At 74.1% G+C, this 17,385-nt stretch carries 7 protein-coding genes; all 7 read left to right on the forward strand.

What is annotated here, in order from left to right; translation table 11 throughout:
• Window positions 1–4 precede the first annotated feature (4 nt).
• The 7 genes from ACLJOU_RS33740 to ACLJOU_RS33770 are packed head-to-tail and all read left to right on the forward strand — an operon-like array spanning window position 5 to window position 17,381.
• Window positions 5–4,348: a type I polyketide synthase gene (locus ACLJOU_RS33740; RefSeq protein ID WP_410573293.1), complete on the forward strand. Its 4,344-nt coding sequence runs from the start codon at window positions 5–7 to the stop codon at window positions 4,346–4,348.
• An 8-nt stretch (window positions 4,349–4,356) separates the two neighbouring features.
• Window positions 4,357–13,272 (forward strand): SDR family NAD(P)-dependent oxidoreductase, encoded by an 8,916-nt coding sequence (locus tag ACLJOU_RS33745; RefSeq protein ID WP_410573295.1) that lies wholly within the window; start codon window positions 4,357–4,359, stop codon window positions 13,270–13,272.
• Between the two features lie 33 nt (window positions 13,273–13,305).
• A complete protein-coding gene (locus ACLJOU_RS33750; RefSeq protein ID WP_410573296.1) occupies window positions 13,306–14,148 on the forward strand; it encodes a 3-hydroxyacyl-CoA dehydrogenase family protein in 843 nt (280 codons plus the stop codon).
• A gap of 28 nt (window positions 14,149–14,176) precedes the next feature.
• Window positions 14,177–14,428 (forward strand): acyl carrier protein, encoded by a 252-nt coding sequence (locus ACLJOU_RS33755; protein WP_410573297.1) that lies wholly within the window; start codon window positions 14,177–14,179, stop codon window positions 14,426–14,428.
• A gap of 3 nt (window positions 14,429–14,431) precedes the next feature.
• Entirely contained in the window at window positions 14,432–15,571 is a 1,140-nt protein-coding gene (locus ACLJOU_RS33760) for an acyl-CoA dehydrogenase family protein (RefSeq protein WP_410573298.1), read from the forward strand.
• On the forward strand, window positions 15,568–16,638 hold the full coding sequence (locus ACLJOU_RS33765; protein WP_410573299.1) for an HAD-IIIC family phosphatase: 1,071 nt from the start codon (window positions 15,568–15,570) through the stop codon (window positions 16,636–16,638). Before ACLJOU_RS33760 ends, ACLJOU_RS33765 begins: the two co-directional genes overlap by 4 nt.
• Complete coding sequence (locus ACLJOU_RS33770) at window positions 16,635–17,381, forward strand: thioesterase II family protein (RefSeq protein WP_410573300.1); 747 nt, start codon at window positions 16,635–16,637, stop codon at window positions 17,379–17,381. Before ACLJOU_RS33765 ends, ACLJOU_RS33770 begins: the two co-directional genes overlap by 4 nt.
• The last annotated feature ends 4 nt before the right edge of the window (window positions 17,382–17,385 follow it).

The following is a 17,385-nucleotide window of genomic DNA, read 5'->3' on the forward strand; positions in this document are numbered from 1 at the left end:
GATCATGACCGGCGAAGACAAGCTTCGCGACTACCTGAAGCGGGCGACGGTCGAGCTCGCGGGCGCGCGCCGCCGGCTGGCCGAGTACGAGGCCCGCGAGAGCGAGCCCATCGCCGTGATCGGCATGTCCTGCCGGTTCCCGGGCGCCCCGGACGTCGAATCGTACTGGCAGCTGCTGCGCGAAGGGCGGGCCGCGGAAGTCGGCGACGTCCCGGCCGGCCGGTTCGACCACGTGCCCGGCACCACCGGCCGCCGCGGCGCGTTCCTGTCCGAAGTGGACGGCTGGGACGCCGGGTTCTTCGGCTACGCCCCGCAGGAAGCGCTGCGGATGGACCCGCAGCAGCGGCTGCTGATGGAGCTGGCGTGGGAGGCGATGGACGACGCGGGCACCCCGGCGCCGCGGCTGCGCGGCAGCCGCACCGGCGTGCTGCTCGGGTTCTCCGACGCGTTCCAGTACGGCCAGGTGGAGGCCGAGCGCGAAGGCCTCGGCGTGTACGCCGACCCGTACATGGGCCAGGGCAGCCTCGCGAGCGTCGTCGCCGGGCGGCTGGCGTACCACTTCGACCTGCGCGGGCCGGCGTTCTCGCTGGACACGGCGTGTTCGTCGACGCTGGTCGCGGTGCACCTGGCGGCCCGCGCGCTGCGGGCGGGTGAATGCGACTACGCCCTGGCCGGCGGCGGATTCCTGGCCCTGCACCCGTTCCTGTACGTCTACAGCAGCCGCAACGCGCTGCTGTCCCCGACCGACCGCTGCCACACGTTCGACACGAGCGCGGACGGCTACATGATGGGCGAGGGCGGCGGGATGGTCGTGCTGGCCCGCCTGTCCGACGCCCTGCGCGACGGCCACCGCGTCCGCGCGGTGATCCGCGGGTCGGCGGTGAACCAGGACGGCCGCAGCAACGGCCTGACGGCCCCCAACCGCAGCGCCCAGGTCGACGTGATCCGCCGCGCCCTGGCCGACGCCGGGGCCGCCCCGGGTGACGTGGACTTCCTGGAGGCGCACGGGTCGGGCACCCCGCTGGGCGACGAGATCGAGCTGGGCGCACTGGGCGACGTGTTCGGCGAGCGTCCGGCTTCCCGGCCGCTCACGGTCGGGGCCGTGAAGACGAACATCGGCCACACCCACACGGCGGCCGGGATCGCGGGGCTGATCAAGACCGTCCTGGTGCTGGAGAACGGTGAAGTGCCGCCGAACCTGCACATGACCGACCCGGCGGAGCAGGTCCTGGCGAGCCCGGCGGTCCGCCCGTCGGCCGCGCTCACTTCCCTGCCGGATGACGGACGCCCTCCGGTGGCGGGGGTGAGTTCGTTCGGCTGGTCGGGCACGAACGCCCACCTGGTGCTGGAGGCGGCACCCCCGGCCTCGGCCCGGGCGGAAAGCGCGGAGCCGGTCGCGGAGCTGATCCCCGTCTCGGCCGCGTCGGAAACCGCGTTGCAGGCGCAGCTCGCCCGGCTCGGGGAAAACACCGGAATCCCGCTGGCCGATCTCGCGCACACCCTGCGCGAGGGGCGGGCGCACCTGGACCACCGGCGGGCCGTCGTGGCCACCAGCCTCGGCGATGCCGCCCGGCAGCTGACCGCCGCGGCCGAAACCCCCGGCGTGCACCGCAAGCCCGGCTCGCCGAAAGTCGCCTTCCTGCTCCCCGGGGTCGGGGACCAGTACCGCGGCCTCGCCACCCAGCTCTACCGGGACGAACCCGTGTTCGCCCGAGCCGTGGACGAGTGCTGCACCATCGCCGCCGAGCGGTGCGGGATCGATCTGCGGGGCGCCTTCTTCGCGGAGCCGCGAGCCACCGAAGCGTCCTTCTTCGGCGCCGGCCCCGCCGATGAGCTCCTCGACCGCGCCGAAGTCGCGCACCCGCTCCTCTTCACCGTCGAGTACGCCCTCGCGCAACTGCTCGCCGACCGGGGCGTCAAGCCCGATCTGCTCGTCGGCTACAGCCTCGGCGAGTACGTCGCCGCCTGCCTCGCCGGGGTCTTCACCCTGGCCGACGCCCTGCACGTCGTCACCGGACGGGCCCGCCTGATCGGCCGCGCGCCCGCCGGGCGGATGCTCGCCGTCGCCGCCTCCGCGGACCAGGTCGCCGATGCGCTGAGACACACCACCACCGACGTGGCCGCGCTCAACGGCCCGCAGATGACCGTCCTCAGTGGATCCCCCGAAGACGTCGAAGCCGCGGCCGCGCACCTGAAAGCGGCCGGACTCGCCGCGCGGGCCCTGCGCTCGGCCCACCCGTTCCACTCCACCCTCCTCGAACCCGCCCGCGACGAACTCGCCGCGCTCGTCGCCTCCGTGCCCCGGCAGGCCCCGCGGATCCCGATCGTCTCGAACGCGACCGGGACCGTCCTCTCCGACGCCGAAGCCATCGACCCGCAGTACTGGGCCGGTCACCTCTGCCGCCCGGTGCGGTTCGCCGACGGCGTCCGGCACTGTGCCGGCGAGGACGTCGACGCCTACGTCGAGCTCGGCCCGGGGCAGACGCTCGGCGGCCTGGTCCGCCAGAACCTCGCCGACACGCGGCCCACCGTCCTCGGCACCCTCCCCGCGCCCTGGCCCGTCGAGAACCGGCCGGCCGAAGGCACCGCCTTCCTCGAAACCCTCGCGCGGCTGTGGGAACTGGGTGTCGCCGTCGACTTCGCGAGCCTGCAACGGGACGGCCGAACGGTCAGCCTCCCCGGCTACCCCTTCCAGCGCACGAAGTTCTGGCCCCAAGCCACCCGCACGCAAGCCGGACCGGTCGACGAAGAAGGCCGGCTCTACGCCCCGGTCTGGCGGCTCGACCCGACCCGGCCGGCGACCACCCCGCGCGGCTCGCTGATCACAACCAACCGCGCCCTCGCCGCGCTGGCCGCGAAAGCCGGGATGGCCGTCGGCACCGACCCGGCCCAGCTCCCCCCGCCGCTCCACGTCGTCCACGACGGCGGCTTCGACGACCTCGTGCGGACCGTCCAGGCCCTGCAGGGTCACGACGTCCGGCTGCTCACCGTCACGACCGGCGCGGCCGAGATCACCGGCGGCGACCTCACCGACCCCGACGCCGCCGGAGTGCACGGCCTCGGCCGCGGCGTCCGCGCCGAGTACCCGGGCCTGCGGTGGCGCGGTGTCGACGTCGAACCCGGCACCCCCGCCACCCACCTGCTCGAAGAACTCGCCCGGCCGTGGCCCGAAGAGGCGGCCCACGAACCCGTGCTCGCGGGCTGGCGCGGCGGACGCCGGCGCCTCCAGGAGTACACCGAGCTCACCCTCGACGACGTCACGCCCGACTGGGGCGGCACGCACGTCATCACCGGCGGCACCCGCGGCCTCGGCATGATCGTCGCGAAGCACCTCGTCCGCCACGGGGCCCGCAAACTCGCCCTGGTCAGCCGGACCGGCGAGGCGGACGAAGGCGACCTCAACGCCTTGGAACCAGCCGAGGTGCTGGTCCTCACCGCCGACGCGGGCGACCCGGCACAACTGGCCGAAGCCCTGGCCGAGGCCAAACGAAGGCTCGGCGAGTTCGACTCGATCGTGCACGCCGCCGGCCTGCCCGGCGGCGGCCTCGCCCAGCGCCGCACCGCCGAGGACATGCACCGCACCCTCGCCCCGAAGGTGAACGCGGTCGGCCCGCTCCTCGGCGCCCGGCCCCGGCGGCTGGTGCTGTTCTCCTCGATCGTCACGGTCGTCGGCGGCATCGGCGAAGCCGACTACTGCGCGGCCAACAGCGTCCTCGACGCCCACGGCGCCGCCCTGTCCACAGCGGACACCCAGGTCGTCACCGTCGCCTGGGGACACTGGCAGCACGACTCCTGGGCCGACGCGGCCACCGGCGAAGCCCGCCTCGCCTACCGCCGCCGCTACGGCTTCACCGCCGAAGCGGGCTGCGCGGTGCTGGACCGGCTCGTCGGCCACGGCTTCCGCGGCACGGTCGTGGCCCTGCGCCAGGACCTGCCGAGCGCCCGCCGCGAGCTGGCCGAGCTCAACGACCTCGGCGGCTTGGTCGAGGCCGCACCGGCCGCGAAGACGCGTTACCCGAGGCCACCATTGCGCACCGAGTACGCCGCCCCGCGCGGCGAGCTCGAGACCGACATCGCCGGCGTCTGGGGCGAGTTCCTCGGCATCGACGCCGTCGGCGCGCACGACCCGTTCTTCGACCTCGGCGGCAACTCCCTGGTCGGCATGGCCATGGTGGCCGCGCTGGAAAAGCGCCTCGGCCGCCCGATCGCCCCCGCCGTCCTCTTCGGCCACCCCACCGTGGCCGCGTTCGCCGCCGCACTGACCGACACCGACGCCCCCGCCCCGCGGGCGGCCACCACCGGATCCGCGCGGGGCCAGCGCCGCCGCCTGGCCGGCACCCGGAAATGAGGGACACCGTGACCGACACCAGCAGCGAAATCTCGCCCACGGACATCGCCGTGGTCGGCATGGCCGGCCGCTTCCCGGGCGCCGACGACGTCAGCGCGTTCTGGGAGACCGTGCGCGCCGGCCGCTCCGGCATCACCCGCTTCACCGACGAAGAGCTCCTCGCCGCGGGCGTGCCCGCCGACCGGCTCGGCGACCCCGCCTACGTCAAGGCCGGCGCCGTCGTGCACGGCGTCGAGGACTTCGACGCGGGTTTCTTCGGGATCAACCCGAAGGAGGCCCAGATCCTCGACCCGCAGCACCGGCTCTTCCTGGAGCACAGCCAGCACGCCCTGGAGGACGCGGCCTGCGACCCGGCGCGCTTCGACGGCGCCATCGGGGTGTTCGCCGGCTGCGCGTGGAGCACCTACCTGACCCACAACCTCACCCCGGCGAACGCGGCCCGCGAGATGGGCGAGATCGCCATCGCCCTCGGCAACGACAAGGACACCCTGGCCACCCGGGTCTCGCACACGCTCGGCCTGGCCGGGCCCGCGTTCAGCATCCAGAGCGCCTGCTCGACGTCGCTGGTCGCGGTGTCCGTCGCGGCGAGCAGCCTGGCGAACTTCGAATGCGACGTCGCACTGGCCGGTGGCGTGTCGATCGGCGTGCCGCACCGCGTCGGCTACCTCTACCAGCAGGGTGGCATCGCGCCGCCGGACGGCGAGTGCCGCGCGTTCGACGCCGCGGGCCTCGGTGCCCCGCTCGGCGGCGGAGTAGGCGTGGTCGCGCTGCGCCGGCTGGAGGACGCGCTCGCCGACGGCGACCGGGTGTACGCGGTGCTGCGCGGCTGGGCGGTCAACAACGACGCCGGCCGCAAGGTCGGCTTCACCGCGCCCGGCGTCGAGGGGCAGGCCACGGTGATCGCCGAGGCCCTCGCCGCCGCCGGGCTGGAGCCGCAGGACATCGGGTACGTCGAGGCGCACGGCACCGGCACCGCGCTCGGCGACGCCGCCGAGATCGCCGCGCTGCAGCAGGTCTTCGCGGGCCGGTCGGTGCGGATCGGCTCGGTGAAGACGAACGTCGGGCACCTCGACCGCGCCGCCGGTGTGACGAACCTGATCAAGGCCGCGCTCGCGCTGCACCACGAGGAGATTCCGCCGACGCGCAACCTCGGCACGCCGAATCCGCAGCTCACCGCGGGGGACGCCGAGCTGACCGTGGTCACCGAGCGCACGCCGTGGCCGCGCACGGACACCCCGCGCCGCGCCGGCGTCAGCGCGTTCGGCATCGGCGGCACGAACGCCCACGTCGTGCTGGAAGAGGCCCCGCTGCCGGTGCCGACCGCGACGACCGGGCCGGAGCTGCTGGTGTGGTCGGCCCGTTCGGCCGCCGCCGCCGACGCGGCCACCGCGAACCTCGCCGCGCACCTGGCGACGTCCGGTGACGCGCTCGCCGACGTCGCCCACACGCTCCAAAGCGGACGCACGACGTTCGGGCACCGGCGGATGCTGGTGGCCGGTTCGGCGGCCGAGGCGGCGCAGTCGCTGCGGGAAGGGGCCGTGTCGGCCTCGAGCGACGCCGGCACCGGCCGCCGGGTCGGGTTCCTCATCGCGGGCACCGGCGAGCAGTACCCGGGCCTGGCCGCCGAGCTGTACGAGACGGCACCGGTGTTCCGCGCCGAGCTGGACCGCTGCCGCGCGCTGCTGGACACGGACTTCCTCGCGGAGATGCTCGGCGAACGCGAAGGCTCGGGCGGGCTGGCGGCGTTGCTGGGCCGCAGCTCCGGCAGCGAGCGCGCGGGCGACCGCACCGACGTGCTGCACCCGGCGCTGTTCGCCGTCGAGTACGCACTGGCGCAGCTCGTGCGCTCGTGGGGTGTCAAACCGTCCGTCCTGGTCGGCTACAGCCTCGGCGAGTACGTCGCCGCCTGCCTGGCCGGGGTGCTCACCCTCGAGGACGCCCTCAAGCTGGTGGCGCACCGCGCGAAGCTGATCGCCGCACTGCCCGGCGGGGCGATGGCGGCCGTGCCGCTGCCCGCCGCCGAGGTGGGCCTGCGGATCGCGGGCACGGAACTCGACATCGCCGCGCTCAACGGCCCGCAGCTGACCGTCGTGTCCGGCCCCGCCGAGGCGATCGCCGAACTTCGCGCGGCGCTGGCCGCCGAGGACGTGCCGTGCCGCCCGCTGGCCACCACGCACGCCTTCCACTCCCGGCAGCTCGCTCCGCTGCGCGACGAGCTGACGACCTGGGTGTCCGCGAACGTCACGCTCGACGCGCCCACCATCCCGTACGTGTCCAACGTGACGGGCGAGCTGATCACGGCCGCGCAGGCGACCGACCCGGCGTACTGGGCCGAGCACATGTGCGCGCCGGTCCGGTTCGACGACGCACTGGCCACGCTGCTGGCCGACGAGGACACCGCGCTGCTGGAGCTCGGCCCCGGCCGTTCGCTGGGCGCGATGGTGCGCGGGCACCGGGCGTGCGCGCCGAAGCGCTGGGCGTCGGTGATCCCGACGCTGCCCGGCGCCGACGACCCGACGGCGGCAACGGCCGCGCTGGCCGAGGCGGCCGGCCGGCTGTGGCTGGCCGGTGCCGACCTCGACTGGACCGGTGTCCGCGGCGGCCGCGAGGCGCGGCGCGTCGGCCTGCCGGGGTACCCGTTCCAGCGCGAGCGCTACTGGATCGACGCCCCCGGCACGGTCACCCCCGAGGTCCCGCGGCTCACGGCCGAAGCCGACGAGCACGTGCAGCTGCTGACGCCGTCGTGGCGGCCGCAGCCCGCGCCCGCCGCCGGCACCACCGGCCGCGTCGCGATCCTGCCGGACACCGGCGGCGTCGCGGAGGCGCTCACCTCGCTGCTCGGCGGCGTGGTCGACGTGGCCGAAGCGGACACCGTGGTCGACCTGTCCGTGCTCGACGTGGACGAGGATGTGGCCGCGGTGCACGCGGTGTCCCGCACCCTCGCCACGGCGGCCGGTGACGGGTCGCGCGCGGTCCGGGTGCTCGTCGCCACCCGCGCGGGCCAGGCGGCCGGGCCGGGCCAGGTGCGCCCGGCCCAGGCGGCGGTGGCCGTGCTGCCGGTCGTCGCGAACCAGGAGCACCTCAACCTCGACGCGGGCGCCGTCGACCTCGACGCGGCCCACAGCGCGGCCGAAGCCGCGGCCGTGCTGGCCGCCGAACTGCGCTCGCCCGGCACGCCGCTGGTCGCCTACCGCGGCGACCAGCGGCTCGTCCCCGAATACCGCCCGGCCGAACCCGCTGCCCCGCCCGCGATCCGCAAGGGCGGCAGCTACCTCATCACCGGCGGTCTGAGCGGCGTCGGACTCACCGTCGCCGAGCACCTCGTCACCCGCGGCGCCCGCCGCCTGGTGCTCGCCAGCCGCAGCGGCGGCACCGACGCCGCCGTGGCCCGGCTGCGCGCGCTGGGCGCCGACGTGCACGCCCCTCGCGTGGACGTCGGCGACCCGGCCGCGGTGCGGGAGCTGCTCACCGAGCGCTTCGACGGCATCGTGCACGCGGCCGCGGACTCCGATCCGGCCGGCTTCCGCTCGCTGTCCGAAGTGGACGAAGCGGGGATCGCCCGGCACTTCGCCGCCAAGGTCGGGGGCGCGCGGGTACTGGGCGCGGCCCTGGCCGAGCTGCCCGCCGCCGACCGTCCCGAGTGGACACTGCTGTTCTCCTCGACGTCGGCGCTGCTCGGCGGCGTCACGTTCGGCAGCTACGCCGCCGCCAACGCGGCGCTGCTGGCCGAGGCCCACGGCCGTCCCGGCTGGCTCGCCGCGGCCTGGGACACCTGGCCGGGCACCCTCGAACGGCTCGACTCCCGGCTCGGCGCCTCCATGGCCAAGCACGCCATGACCCGCGCACAGGCCCTGACGGCGTTCGACCGGCTCACCGCCCACGCGGGCCCCGCCGTGATCGTCGCCGCCGGCGGGCTCGACGAGCGCCTTCCCGGCGCGGCGATGCCCACGAAGCAGACCACCGCCGACCGCTTCCCGCGGCCCGACCTGCCCCAGCCGTACACCCCGCCGATGACCGCCACGGAACGCGGGCTGGCCGAGGTCTGGTCGGCCGTGCTCGGTGTCGAACCGGTCGGCACCCGGGACAACTTCTTCGACCTCAACGGCAACTCGCTGCTCGCACTCCAGATGCTCGCGCTGGTCAAGGAACGCTTCGGGGTCGCGATCCCCACCGTCACCCTGTTCGAGCTGCCGACCGTCCAGGCGCTCGCCGCCACCCTCGACGAACAAGCACCGGTCGTGGCCCCCGCGAAACCGGTCGTCGTCGCGGACCCGGACGACGACGAGCTCGACCGGCACATCGCCATCGTCGGCATGGCCGGCCGGTTCCCCGGCGCGGGCACGGTCGACGAGTTCTGGCGCAACCTCTGCGACGGCGTCGAGTCGATCACCTTCTTCAGCCCCGACGAGCTCATCGCCGCCGGGGTCGACCCGGCCCAGGTCCGCGACCCGGCGTACGTGCCGGCCCGGCCGGTGCTCGACGACGTCACCGGCTTCGACGCCGCGTTCTTCGGCCTCAGCCCGCGCATGGCGGCGCTGACCGACCCGCAGCAGCGGCTGTTCCTCGAGGTCTGCTGGGAAGCCCTGGAGGGGGCCGGGTACGCCCGGGCCGGCGACGAGCGCGGCCGGGTCGGCGTGTTCGGCGGCTGCAACCTTTCGACGTACCTGCTCGGCATCGCCGGGCAGTTCACCTCCGACGCCGACGCCAGCATCTACGAGCTGGTGATGGGCAACGACAAGGACGCGCTCACCACCACCGTGTCCTACCTGTTCGACCTGCGCGGCCCGAGCATGGCGGTGCAGACGTTCTGCTCGACGTCGCTGGTCGCGGTGCACACCGCGATGCGCAGCCTGCGGGCGGGCGACTGCGAGATGGCCCTGGCCGGCGGCGTCTCGGTCCGGGTGCCCGACCGGATCGGGCACCTGCACTCCCCCGGCGGCCAGGAGTCGCCGGACGGGCACGTGCGCACCTTCGACGCCCAGGCCCACGGCAGCATGTTCGGCGACGGCGCCACCGTCGTCGTGCTCAAGAAGCTCGGTGCCGCCCTGCGCGACGGCGACCACATCTGGTCGGTGATCCGCGGCTCGGCGATGAACAACGACGGCGCCCTCAAGGTCGGCTACACCGCGCCGAGCGTGGGTGGCCAGTCCCGGGTGATCGCCGACGCGATGGCCGACGCGCGCGTCGCCGCCGAAGACGTCGGATATGTCGAAGCGCACGGGACCGCGACCGAGCTGGGCGACCCGATCGAGGTCGCCGCGTTGACCCGCGCGTTCGGGGAGACGGCCGAGAAGCAGTACTGCGCCCTGGGCTCGGTGAAGCCGAACGTCGGGCACCTCGACCGCGCCGCGGGCACGGCCGGGCTGATCAAGGCGTCGCTGGTGGTCCGCGAGGGCCTGATCCCGCCGACGCTGCACTACACCGCGCCGAACCCGGAGATCGACTTCGCGCACAGCCCGTTCCGGGTGGCCGCCGAGCTGGCGCCGTGGAGCACCGACGGCGGCCGTCCGCGGATCGCCGGGCTGAACTCGCTGGGCATGGGAGGCACCAACGTGCACGTCGTCGTCGAACAGCCGCCGGACCGGCCCGCGCTGCCCCCGGGCGACCCGGACACCGAACGCCGCTACCAGGTGCTGCCGGTGTCGGCCCGCACCGCGGACGCGGCCGACGCCGCGGCCCGGCGCCTCGGCGAGCACCTCGCCGGCACCCCGGACGTGCGGCTCGCGGACGTCGCGTTCACCCTGCAGGAGGGGCGCAAGACGTTCGAGCACCGGCGGGTCGTCGTGGCGTCCGATGTGGACGGTGCGGCCGCGGCCCTGACCGGCGCTCCCGCGACTCGCGTGGAATCCGTGCAGGGCCGGCCGGTGGCGTTCCTCTTCGCCGGGGTCGGCGAGCAGTACCCCGGCCTGGTCGGCGAGCTGTACCGGCGCGAGCCGGTCTTCCGTGCCCATCTCGACGACTGCCTCGTGCACCTCGACGGCGACCTCGTCACCGGCGAGCGCGGCGGCGGGCCGAGCCTGGCCGCGCTGCTCGGCCGTGGCGGCGACGAGGACCCGCGGGCCGAACGGCTTCAGCGCACCGAACTGGCGCAGCCGCTGATGTTCGCCGTGGACTACGCCCTGGCCCGGACGCTCATGGACTGGGGGCTGCGGCCCGCCGCGATGCTCGGCTACAGCCTCGGCGAATACGTCACCGCCTGCCTCGCCGGGGTCCTTTCGCTCGAGGACGCCCTCGCGCTGGTCGCCAAGCGTGCCGAGCTCATCGCCGCCCTGCCGGGTGGTTCGATGGCCGCCGTCCCGCTGTCCGCCGCCGACCTGGAGGCGCGGTTCGGGCTCGCCGCCCGTGGCCTCGACGTCGCCGCCGTGAACGGGCCCGAGCTGGTCGTGGTGGCCGGGCCGGGCACGGCGGTCGAGCAGCTCGCGCAGGATCTGCGGACCGCCGACGTCCCGTGCCGCCCGCTGCGCACCAGCCACGCCTTCCACTCGCGGATGCTGGCGCCCGCGGCGGCCGAGCTCACCGCGTGGATCGCCGCGAACGTCACGCTCAGCGCACCCGAGCTGCCCTACCTGTCGAACGTCACCGGCGGTCACGCGACCGCCGAGCTGGTCACCGACCCCGGCTACTGGGCACGGCACATGTGCGAACCCGTCCGGTTCGCCGACGCGGCCACCGAGCTCCTGGCCGACGAGCACCTGGCCGTCGTCGAGATCGGCCCCGGCCCGTCGCTCGGCGCCCTGCTGCGGGGGCTGAGCCCGGCGACCCGCTGGCCGCTGATCACCGCCACGCTCCCCGCCGCCGACGACCCGCGGCCCGCCGACGAGGTCCTCACCGACGGCCTCGCCCGGCTGTGGCTGCTCGGCGCCGACCTCGACTGGTCGGCCTACCACGGGCGGGGCACGGCGACGCCGGTCTACCGCGGGACCGCCCCGGGCCGCGTGCCGCTGCCGACGTACCCCTTCCAGCGGCAGCGCTACTGGATCGAGGCGAAGCCGGCCGCGGCCGGCAGCACCCGGCTCGAAACGCCCGGCACAGACGGCCCCCTGGAGGAGTTCGACCGGATCCCGCTGCTGCCGGAAGAGCAGTGGCTCAGCCTGCCCGTGTGGCGCCAGACCTCGGCCGCGCCCGCCGCGCCGCAGCCGGCGTCCTGGCTGGTGTTCGCCCGTCCCGGCCTGGCCGAGGACGTCCTCGACGGGATCCGCCGCACCGGCGACCCGGTGACCGTGGTCCGGCCGGGCGCGGGGTACCGGCCGGGCCCGGACGCCACCGTCCGCCCCGGCGACGTCGACGACCTGCTGAAGCTGCTGCGCGACCTCAAGCGCGGCGGCACCCGGCTCGACCGGGTCGTGCACCTGTGGAACCTCGACGACGACTCCCTGTCCCTCGGCCTGCACACGCTGGTCGCGCTGGCCCGCGCCGCCGGTGAGCTCGGGATGGGCGGCTGGACGCTCGACCTCGCCGCCACCGGCACCCAGCGCGTCCTGCACGACGGCGAGCTGCGGCCCGACGCGGCTACGCTCACCGGGCCCAACCTGGTCATCCCGATGGAGTACCCCGGGGTGCAGACGCGGCTGATCGACGTCGACGCGGCCGCCGGTGCCGCCGCGGTGGTCGCCGAGCTGCACCGCCCGGCGCCCGGCCGCACGGTCGCGCTGCGCGGTTCGCGGCGCTGGCTGCCGGGCTACGAAGTCCTGTCCCCGCAGCCGATCGAGCAGGCGAAGGGCGTGCTGCGCGACCAGGGCGTCTACCTGATCACCGGCGGCCTCGGCGGGATCGGGCTGGCGATGGCCGAGCGCCTGGCCCGCGACAGCCACGCGAAACTGGTGCTCTTCGGCCGCCGCGGCCTGCCGCCGCGCGAGCGCTGGGCCGGGATCGCCGACGGCACCGACGAGGTGCCCGGCACGATCCGCGACCGCGTCGACCGCGTGCGGGAGATCGAGGCCCTCGGCGGCGAGGTGGTGGTCGTCGAAGGCGACGTCGCCGAAGAGACCGACGTGCGACGCGCGGTCGCCGTGGCCGTCGAGCGGTTCGGGGCGCTGCACGGCATCCTGCACACCGCGGGTGTGCCGGGCACCGGGCTGATGCAGTTCAAGCAGCCCGGCGACGCCGACCAGGTGCTCGCTCCGAAGCTGCCCGGCTCCCGGGCGCTCAGCGCGGCCACCGACGGCCTGGACCTCGACTTCGTGGCGCTGTTCTCCTCGATCACCTCGGTCACCGGCGGCGGTCCCGGCCAGGTCGACTACTGCGCCGGCAACGCGTGGCTCGACGCCTACGCCGCCCGTCACGGCGGCCGCACGGTGTCGATTTCGTGGGGCGAGTGGACCTGGAACGCCTGGGACGAGGGGCTGTCCGGGTACGAGGAGGACATCCAGACCTACTTCCGCGAGCACCGCGCCAAGTTCGGCATCGACTTCGAACAGGGCTGGCGCACGCTGCTGCGGGCACTGGCCTCGGGCGAACCGCACGTGGTGGTGTCCACACAGGACCTGGACGCGGTGACCGCCGTGGCGGCCCGCTTCAGCGTCGACGCGGTCACCTCGGCCGCCCACGGCGGCTCGACGGGCGACCGCCACCCGCGCCCGGAGCTGGTCACCCCGTTCCAAGAGCCCGAGGGCGACGTCGAACGGGCCGTCGCGGAGGCGTGGTGCGAAATGCTGCGCCTGGACCGCGTCGGTGTGGCCGACAACTTCTTCGAGCTCGGCGGCACGTCCCTGCTCGGCATCTCGCTGCTGGCGACGCTGCGCACCGCGTTCCCGGACGCCGAGCTGCCGCCGCACATCATCCACGAGGCCCCGACCGTCGCCGCGCTCGCGAAGATCGCCGCCGGCGACCCCGGGACCCCCGAACCCGCACCCGACAGCAGCGCGCAGGGACAGCTGCGCCGCTCCGGCATCAAGGCCGCGGCCGCCCGACGGCGCCGGGCCTGAAACCAGCAGTCCGTCCACAGAAAGGGAACAGTCATGGCAGTCACGGGAGTGGTGGGCGCCGGCGTCATGGGCATCGGCGTCGCCCAGGACTTCGCCGCCGCCGGCCACGAGGTCGTGCTCGTCGACAAGGACGAGCGCATCCTCGAGGAGGCGCGGGCCGCGATCACGCGCAACTGCCGGCTCAGCCGGCTCATGGGCGGCCCCGCGCTCGACGCGGACGAGATCCTCGCCCGGATCACCACCGCGGTCGGCCTGGCCGCGCTGGACAAGACCGAGATCCTGGTCGAGAACGTCACCGAGGACTGGGCCATCAAGGCCGCGGTGCACGCCGAGCTCGACGAGGTCTGCGGTCCGGACACGGTGATCATCGCCAACACCTCCGCCGTGCCGATCACCCGGATCGCGTCGGTCGGGAAGAACCCGGGCCGCGTCATCGGCGTGCACTTCATGAACCCGGTGCCGCAGAAGCCCGTCGTCGAGCTGATCCCCGGCTTCCACACCACGCCGGAGACCATCCTGCGCACCCGCGAGCTGCTGACCAGCATCGGCAAGCGCTGGGTCGACGTGAAGGACGCGTCGGGCTTCGTGTCCAACCGCGTGCTCATGCTGACCGTCAACGAGGCCGCCTACCTGGTGCACGAGGGCGTCGCCACCGCCGAGTCGGTCGACGAGGTGTTCCGCGGCTGCTTCGGCCACCCGATGGGCCCGCTGGAGACCGCCGACCTGATCGGCGTCGACACGATCCTCTACAGCGTCGAGGTGCTCTACGAGCACTACGCCGACTCGAAGTACCGCCCCTGCCCGCTGCTCAAGCAGATGACCGACGCCGGCCTGCACGGCCGCAAGAGCGGCCGCGGCTTCTACACCTACAGCTGACCCCTTTCGAACCAGAAGGAGAACGACCATGTCCGAGACCACCGGCGACATCCTCGCCTTCATCACCGGCCGCTTCCCGCAGGCGGAGATCACCGAGACCGAGGACATCTTCTCGCTCGGCTACATCAACTCCCTGTTCGCCATGGAGCTGGTGATGCACCTGGAAAAGACGTTCGGTGTCACCATCCCGAACGAGGAGCTGCGGATCGACAACTTCCGCACCGCGGCGGCGATGACCGAGCTGGTCGGCCGCCTCCGCCCGGCCGCGACGGTGGGCTGAGCCGTGCCGGAGGTACTGGCAGCGGTCCGCGCGCCCGGCCGCGAGGCCGCGCGGGCCTTCGTGGACGAGCACGTCGTGCCCCACGCCGACGCCTGGGACAAGGCCGGGCGGATCCCCGAGGACCTGCTGGACAAGATCGCCGAGGCCGGGCTGTGGGCGCCGTTCCTGCCGCCCGCGCTCGGCGGTTTCGGCCTCGACATGGTCACCCTCGGCGAGATCCACGAGGAGGTCGGCCGCGGCTGCTCGTCGGTGCGCAGCCTGCTGACCGTGCACACCATGCTCTCCTGGGCGTTGCTGCGCTTCGGCACCGAGGCGCAGCAACACCGCTGGGGCCCGGAGCTGGCGAGCGGGCGCGTCCTCGGCGCGTTCTGCCTGTCCGAGCCCGGCGCGGGCAGCGACACGGCCGCGATCACCACCACGGCCACCCCGGACGGGGCCGGCTGGCGGCTCGACGGCCTCAAGAAGTGGACCACCAACGGCCAGCGCGCGGACCTGTTCCTCGTCTTCGCGAAGGGCCCGGCCAGCACGATCGCGCTGCTCGTGCCGCGCGACGCGCCCGGCGTGACGGTCACCCCGATCGACGACATCCTCGGGACGCGCTCGTCGATGCTGGCGTCCATCGAGTTCGACGGCGTCCGGCTGGGCGCCGACGCGCTGCTCGGGCCGAGCGGGTTCGCGTCCGGCATGGTCCTCACCGGCACGCTCGACCTCGGCCGCTACAGCGTGGCGGCCGGGTCGGTGGGCATCATCCAGGCGTGCGCCGACGCGTGCGCGGACTACACGACCAAGCGGACGGTCGGCGGGCAGCCGCTCAAGGACCTGCCGCTGATCCAGGCGAAGCTGTCGGACATGGTCACCGACGTCCGGGCGGCCCGGCTGCTGCTGGCCGAGGCCGGCCGGCTCAAGGACCGGGGCGACTCGGCCACGATCATGGCCACCTGGGTGGCGAAGTACTTCGCCTCGGTCGCGGCCGCGAAGCACGCGTCGGAGGCCGTGCAGGTGCACGGCGCCAACGGCTGCAGCGGGGACTACCCCGTCGCCCGGTTCTACCGGGACTCGAAGGTCATGGAGATCATCGAGGGCAGCACCGAAATCCAGCGGATGACCATCGCCGCCGAGGCCTACCGGAAGCAGGTACCGTGACCAGTCTCGTTTCCCCGGCACCCGTGGCCGCCAAACCGGTGCAGGGCAAGATCAAGTGCGTGGTGTGGGACCTCGACAACACCGTCTGGGACGGGGTCCTGCTCGAGGACGGCGACGTCCGGCTGCGGCCGTGGGTCGTCGAGCACGTCAAGCGCCTCGACGCGATGGGCGTGCTGCACTCGGTCGCCAGCAAGAACGACCACGACGCCGCGATGGCGAAGCTGCGCGAGTTCGGCCTGGACGAGTACTTCCTGTTCCCGCGCATCTCGTGGAACGCGAAGTCGGTGTCGATCGGCCAGATCGCGCAGAAGCTCAACCTCGGGCTGGACGCGTTCGCGTTCGTCGACGACCAGGAGTTCGAGCGGGCCGAGGTTTCCTTCGCGCTGCCGCAGGTGACCACAGTGGACATCCTGGAGGCCGACGAAGTGCTGCGGCGCCCGGAGTTCGCGCCGCGGTTCGTCACCGACGAGTCGGCGCAGCGGCGGGGGATGTACTTCAGCCAGCTCGCGCGCGACGACGTCGAGGCGGATTTCTCCGGCACCGGAGAGGACTTCCTGGCGTCGCTGGACCTGCGGTTCACCATCGCGCCGGCCAAGCGGGAGGACCTGCAGCGGGCCGAGGAGCTGACGATCCGCACCAACCAGCTCAACTCCACCGGGCGGACGTACTCCTACGACGAGCTCGACGCGCTGCGGTCGTCGGAGGACCACGTGCTGCTCGTCGCGTCGCTGACGGACAAGTTCGGCTCCTACGGCAAGATCGGCCTGGCGCTGCTGGAAAAGGGCACGCCGGACTGGAAGCTCAACATGATGCTGATGTCGTGCCGCGTGATGTCGCGGGGGGTCGGCACGGTGCTGCTGGGCCACGTGATGGGGTTGGCGCGGGCGGCGGGCGCCGGGCTGCGCGCGGACTTCGTCGAGACCGGCCGGAACCGGATGATGCAGATCACCTACGCGTTCAGCGGGTTCCGCGAGGTTTCGCGCGAGGGCTCGCACGTGGTCCTGGCGGCGGACCTTTCGGCCGTCCAGGAGCCGCCGGCGTACGTGACGCTCGAGGTGGAGTCGTGACGACGGCCGTCGCAAGCCGCTGGCTGCCGTTCCCCGTGACCGCGGGGAACGTGCGGCTGTACTGCCTGCCGCACGCGGGCGGCTCGGCGTCGGCGTTCCGCTCGTGGATCGGGCGGCTGCCCGGGGTGACGGTGTGCCCGGTCCAGCCGCCCGGCCGCGAGACGCGGCAGCGGGACACCCCGCACACGGCGATGTCCGCGCTCGTCGCGGACCTGGCGGACTTCGTGCTGTCGGACGACTCGCCTTACGCGGTCTACGGCCACAGCCTGGGGGCGCTGGTCGGGTTCGAGCTGGTGCGGGAGATCGCGCGCCGCGGCGCCGAACTGCCGGTGCACCTGGTCGTGTCGGGCTGCCCGGCCCCGCAGTGGCTCACGCCGGACGACCCGATCGTGGCCGGCATGGGCGACGCGGAGATCGTGGCGCTGCTGCGGAGCCTGGGCGGGACGCCGGAGGTGTTCCTGAACGACCCCCGCGTCCTGCGGCTCATCCTGCCCCCGATCCGGGCGGACCTGACGGTCAAGAACACCTACGCCTACACCCCCGGCCCGCCGCTCGAGTTGCCGGTCACGGCCCTGGCGAGCACGTCGGACGTCCGCGCGAGCGTGGAGTCGGTGCTGGCCTGGCGGGAGCAGACGGTCCGCCCCTTCCGCGGCCACGTCCTGGACGGCGGCCACTTCGCGGTCTTGGAGCAGGAGGACGTGACCCTCACGCACCTGGCCGCCGCCCTCCGCCCCTGGTCCTGACCCG

The sequence above is a fragment of the Amycolatopsis sp. cmx-4-61 genome (assembly GCF_046548775.1).
Lineage (GTDB): Bacteria > Actinomycetota > Actinomycetes > Mycobacteriales > Pseudonocardiaceae > Amycolatopsis.

Bases quoted from the DNA above. Each gene is read 5' to 3' on its own strand.
- ACLJOU_RS33740 (WP_410573293.1), top strand. From the start codon at position 5: ATGACCGGCGAAGACAAGCTTCGCGACTACCTGAAGCGGGCGACGGTC.
- ACLJOU_RS33750 (WP_410573296.1), top strand. From the start codon at position 13,306: ATGGCAGTCACGGGAGTGGTGGGCGCCGGCGTCATGGGCATCGGCGTC.
- ACLJOU_RS33755 (WP_410573297.1), top strand. From the start codon at position 14,177: ATGTCCGAGACCACCGGCGACATCCTCGCCTTCATCACCGGCCGCTTC.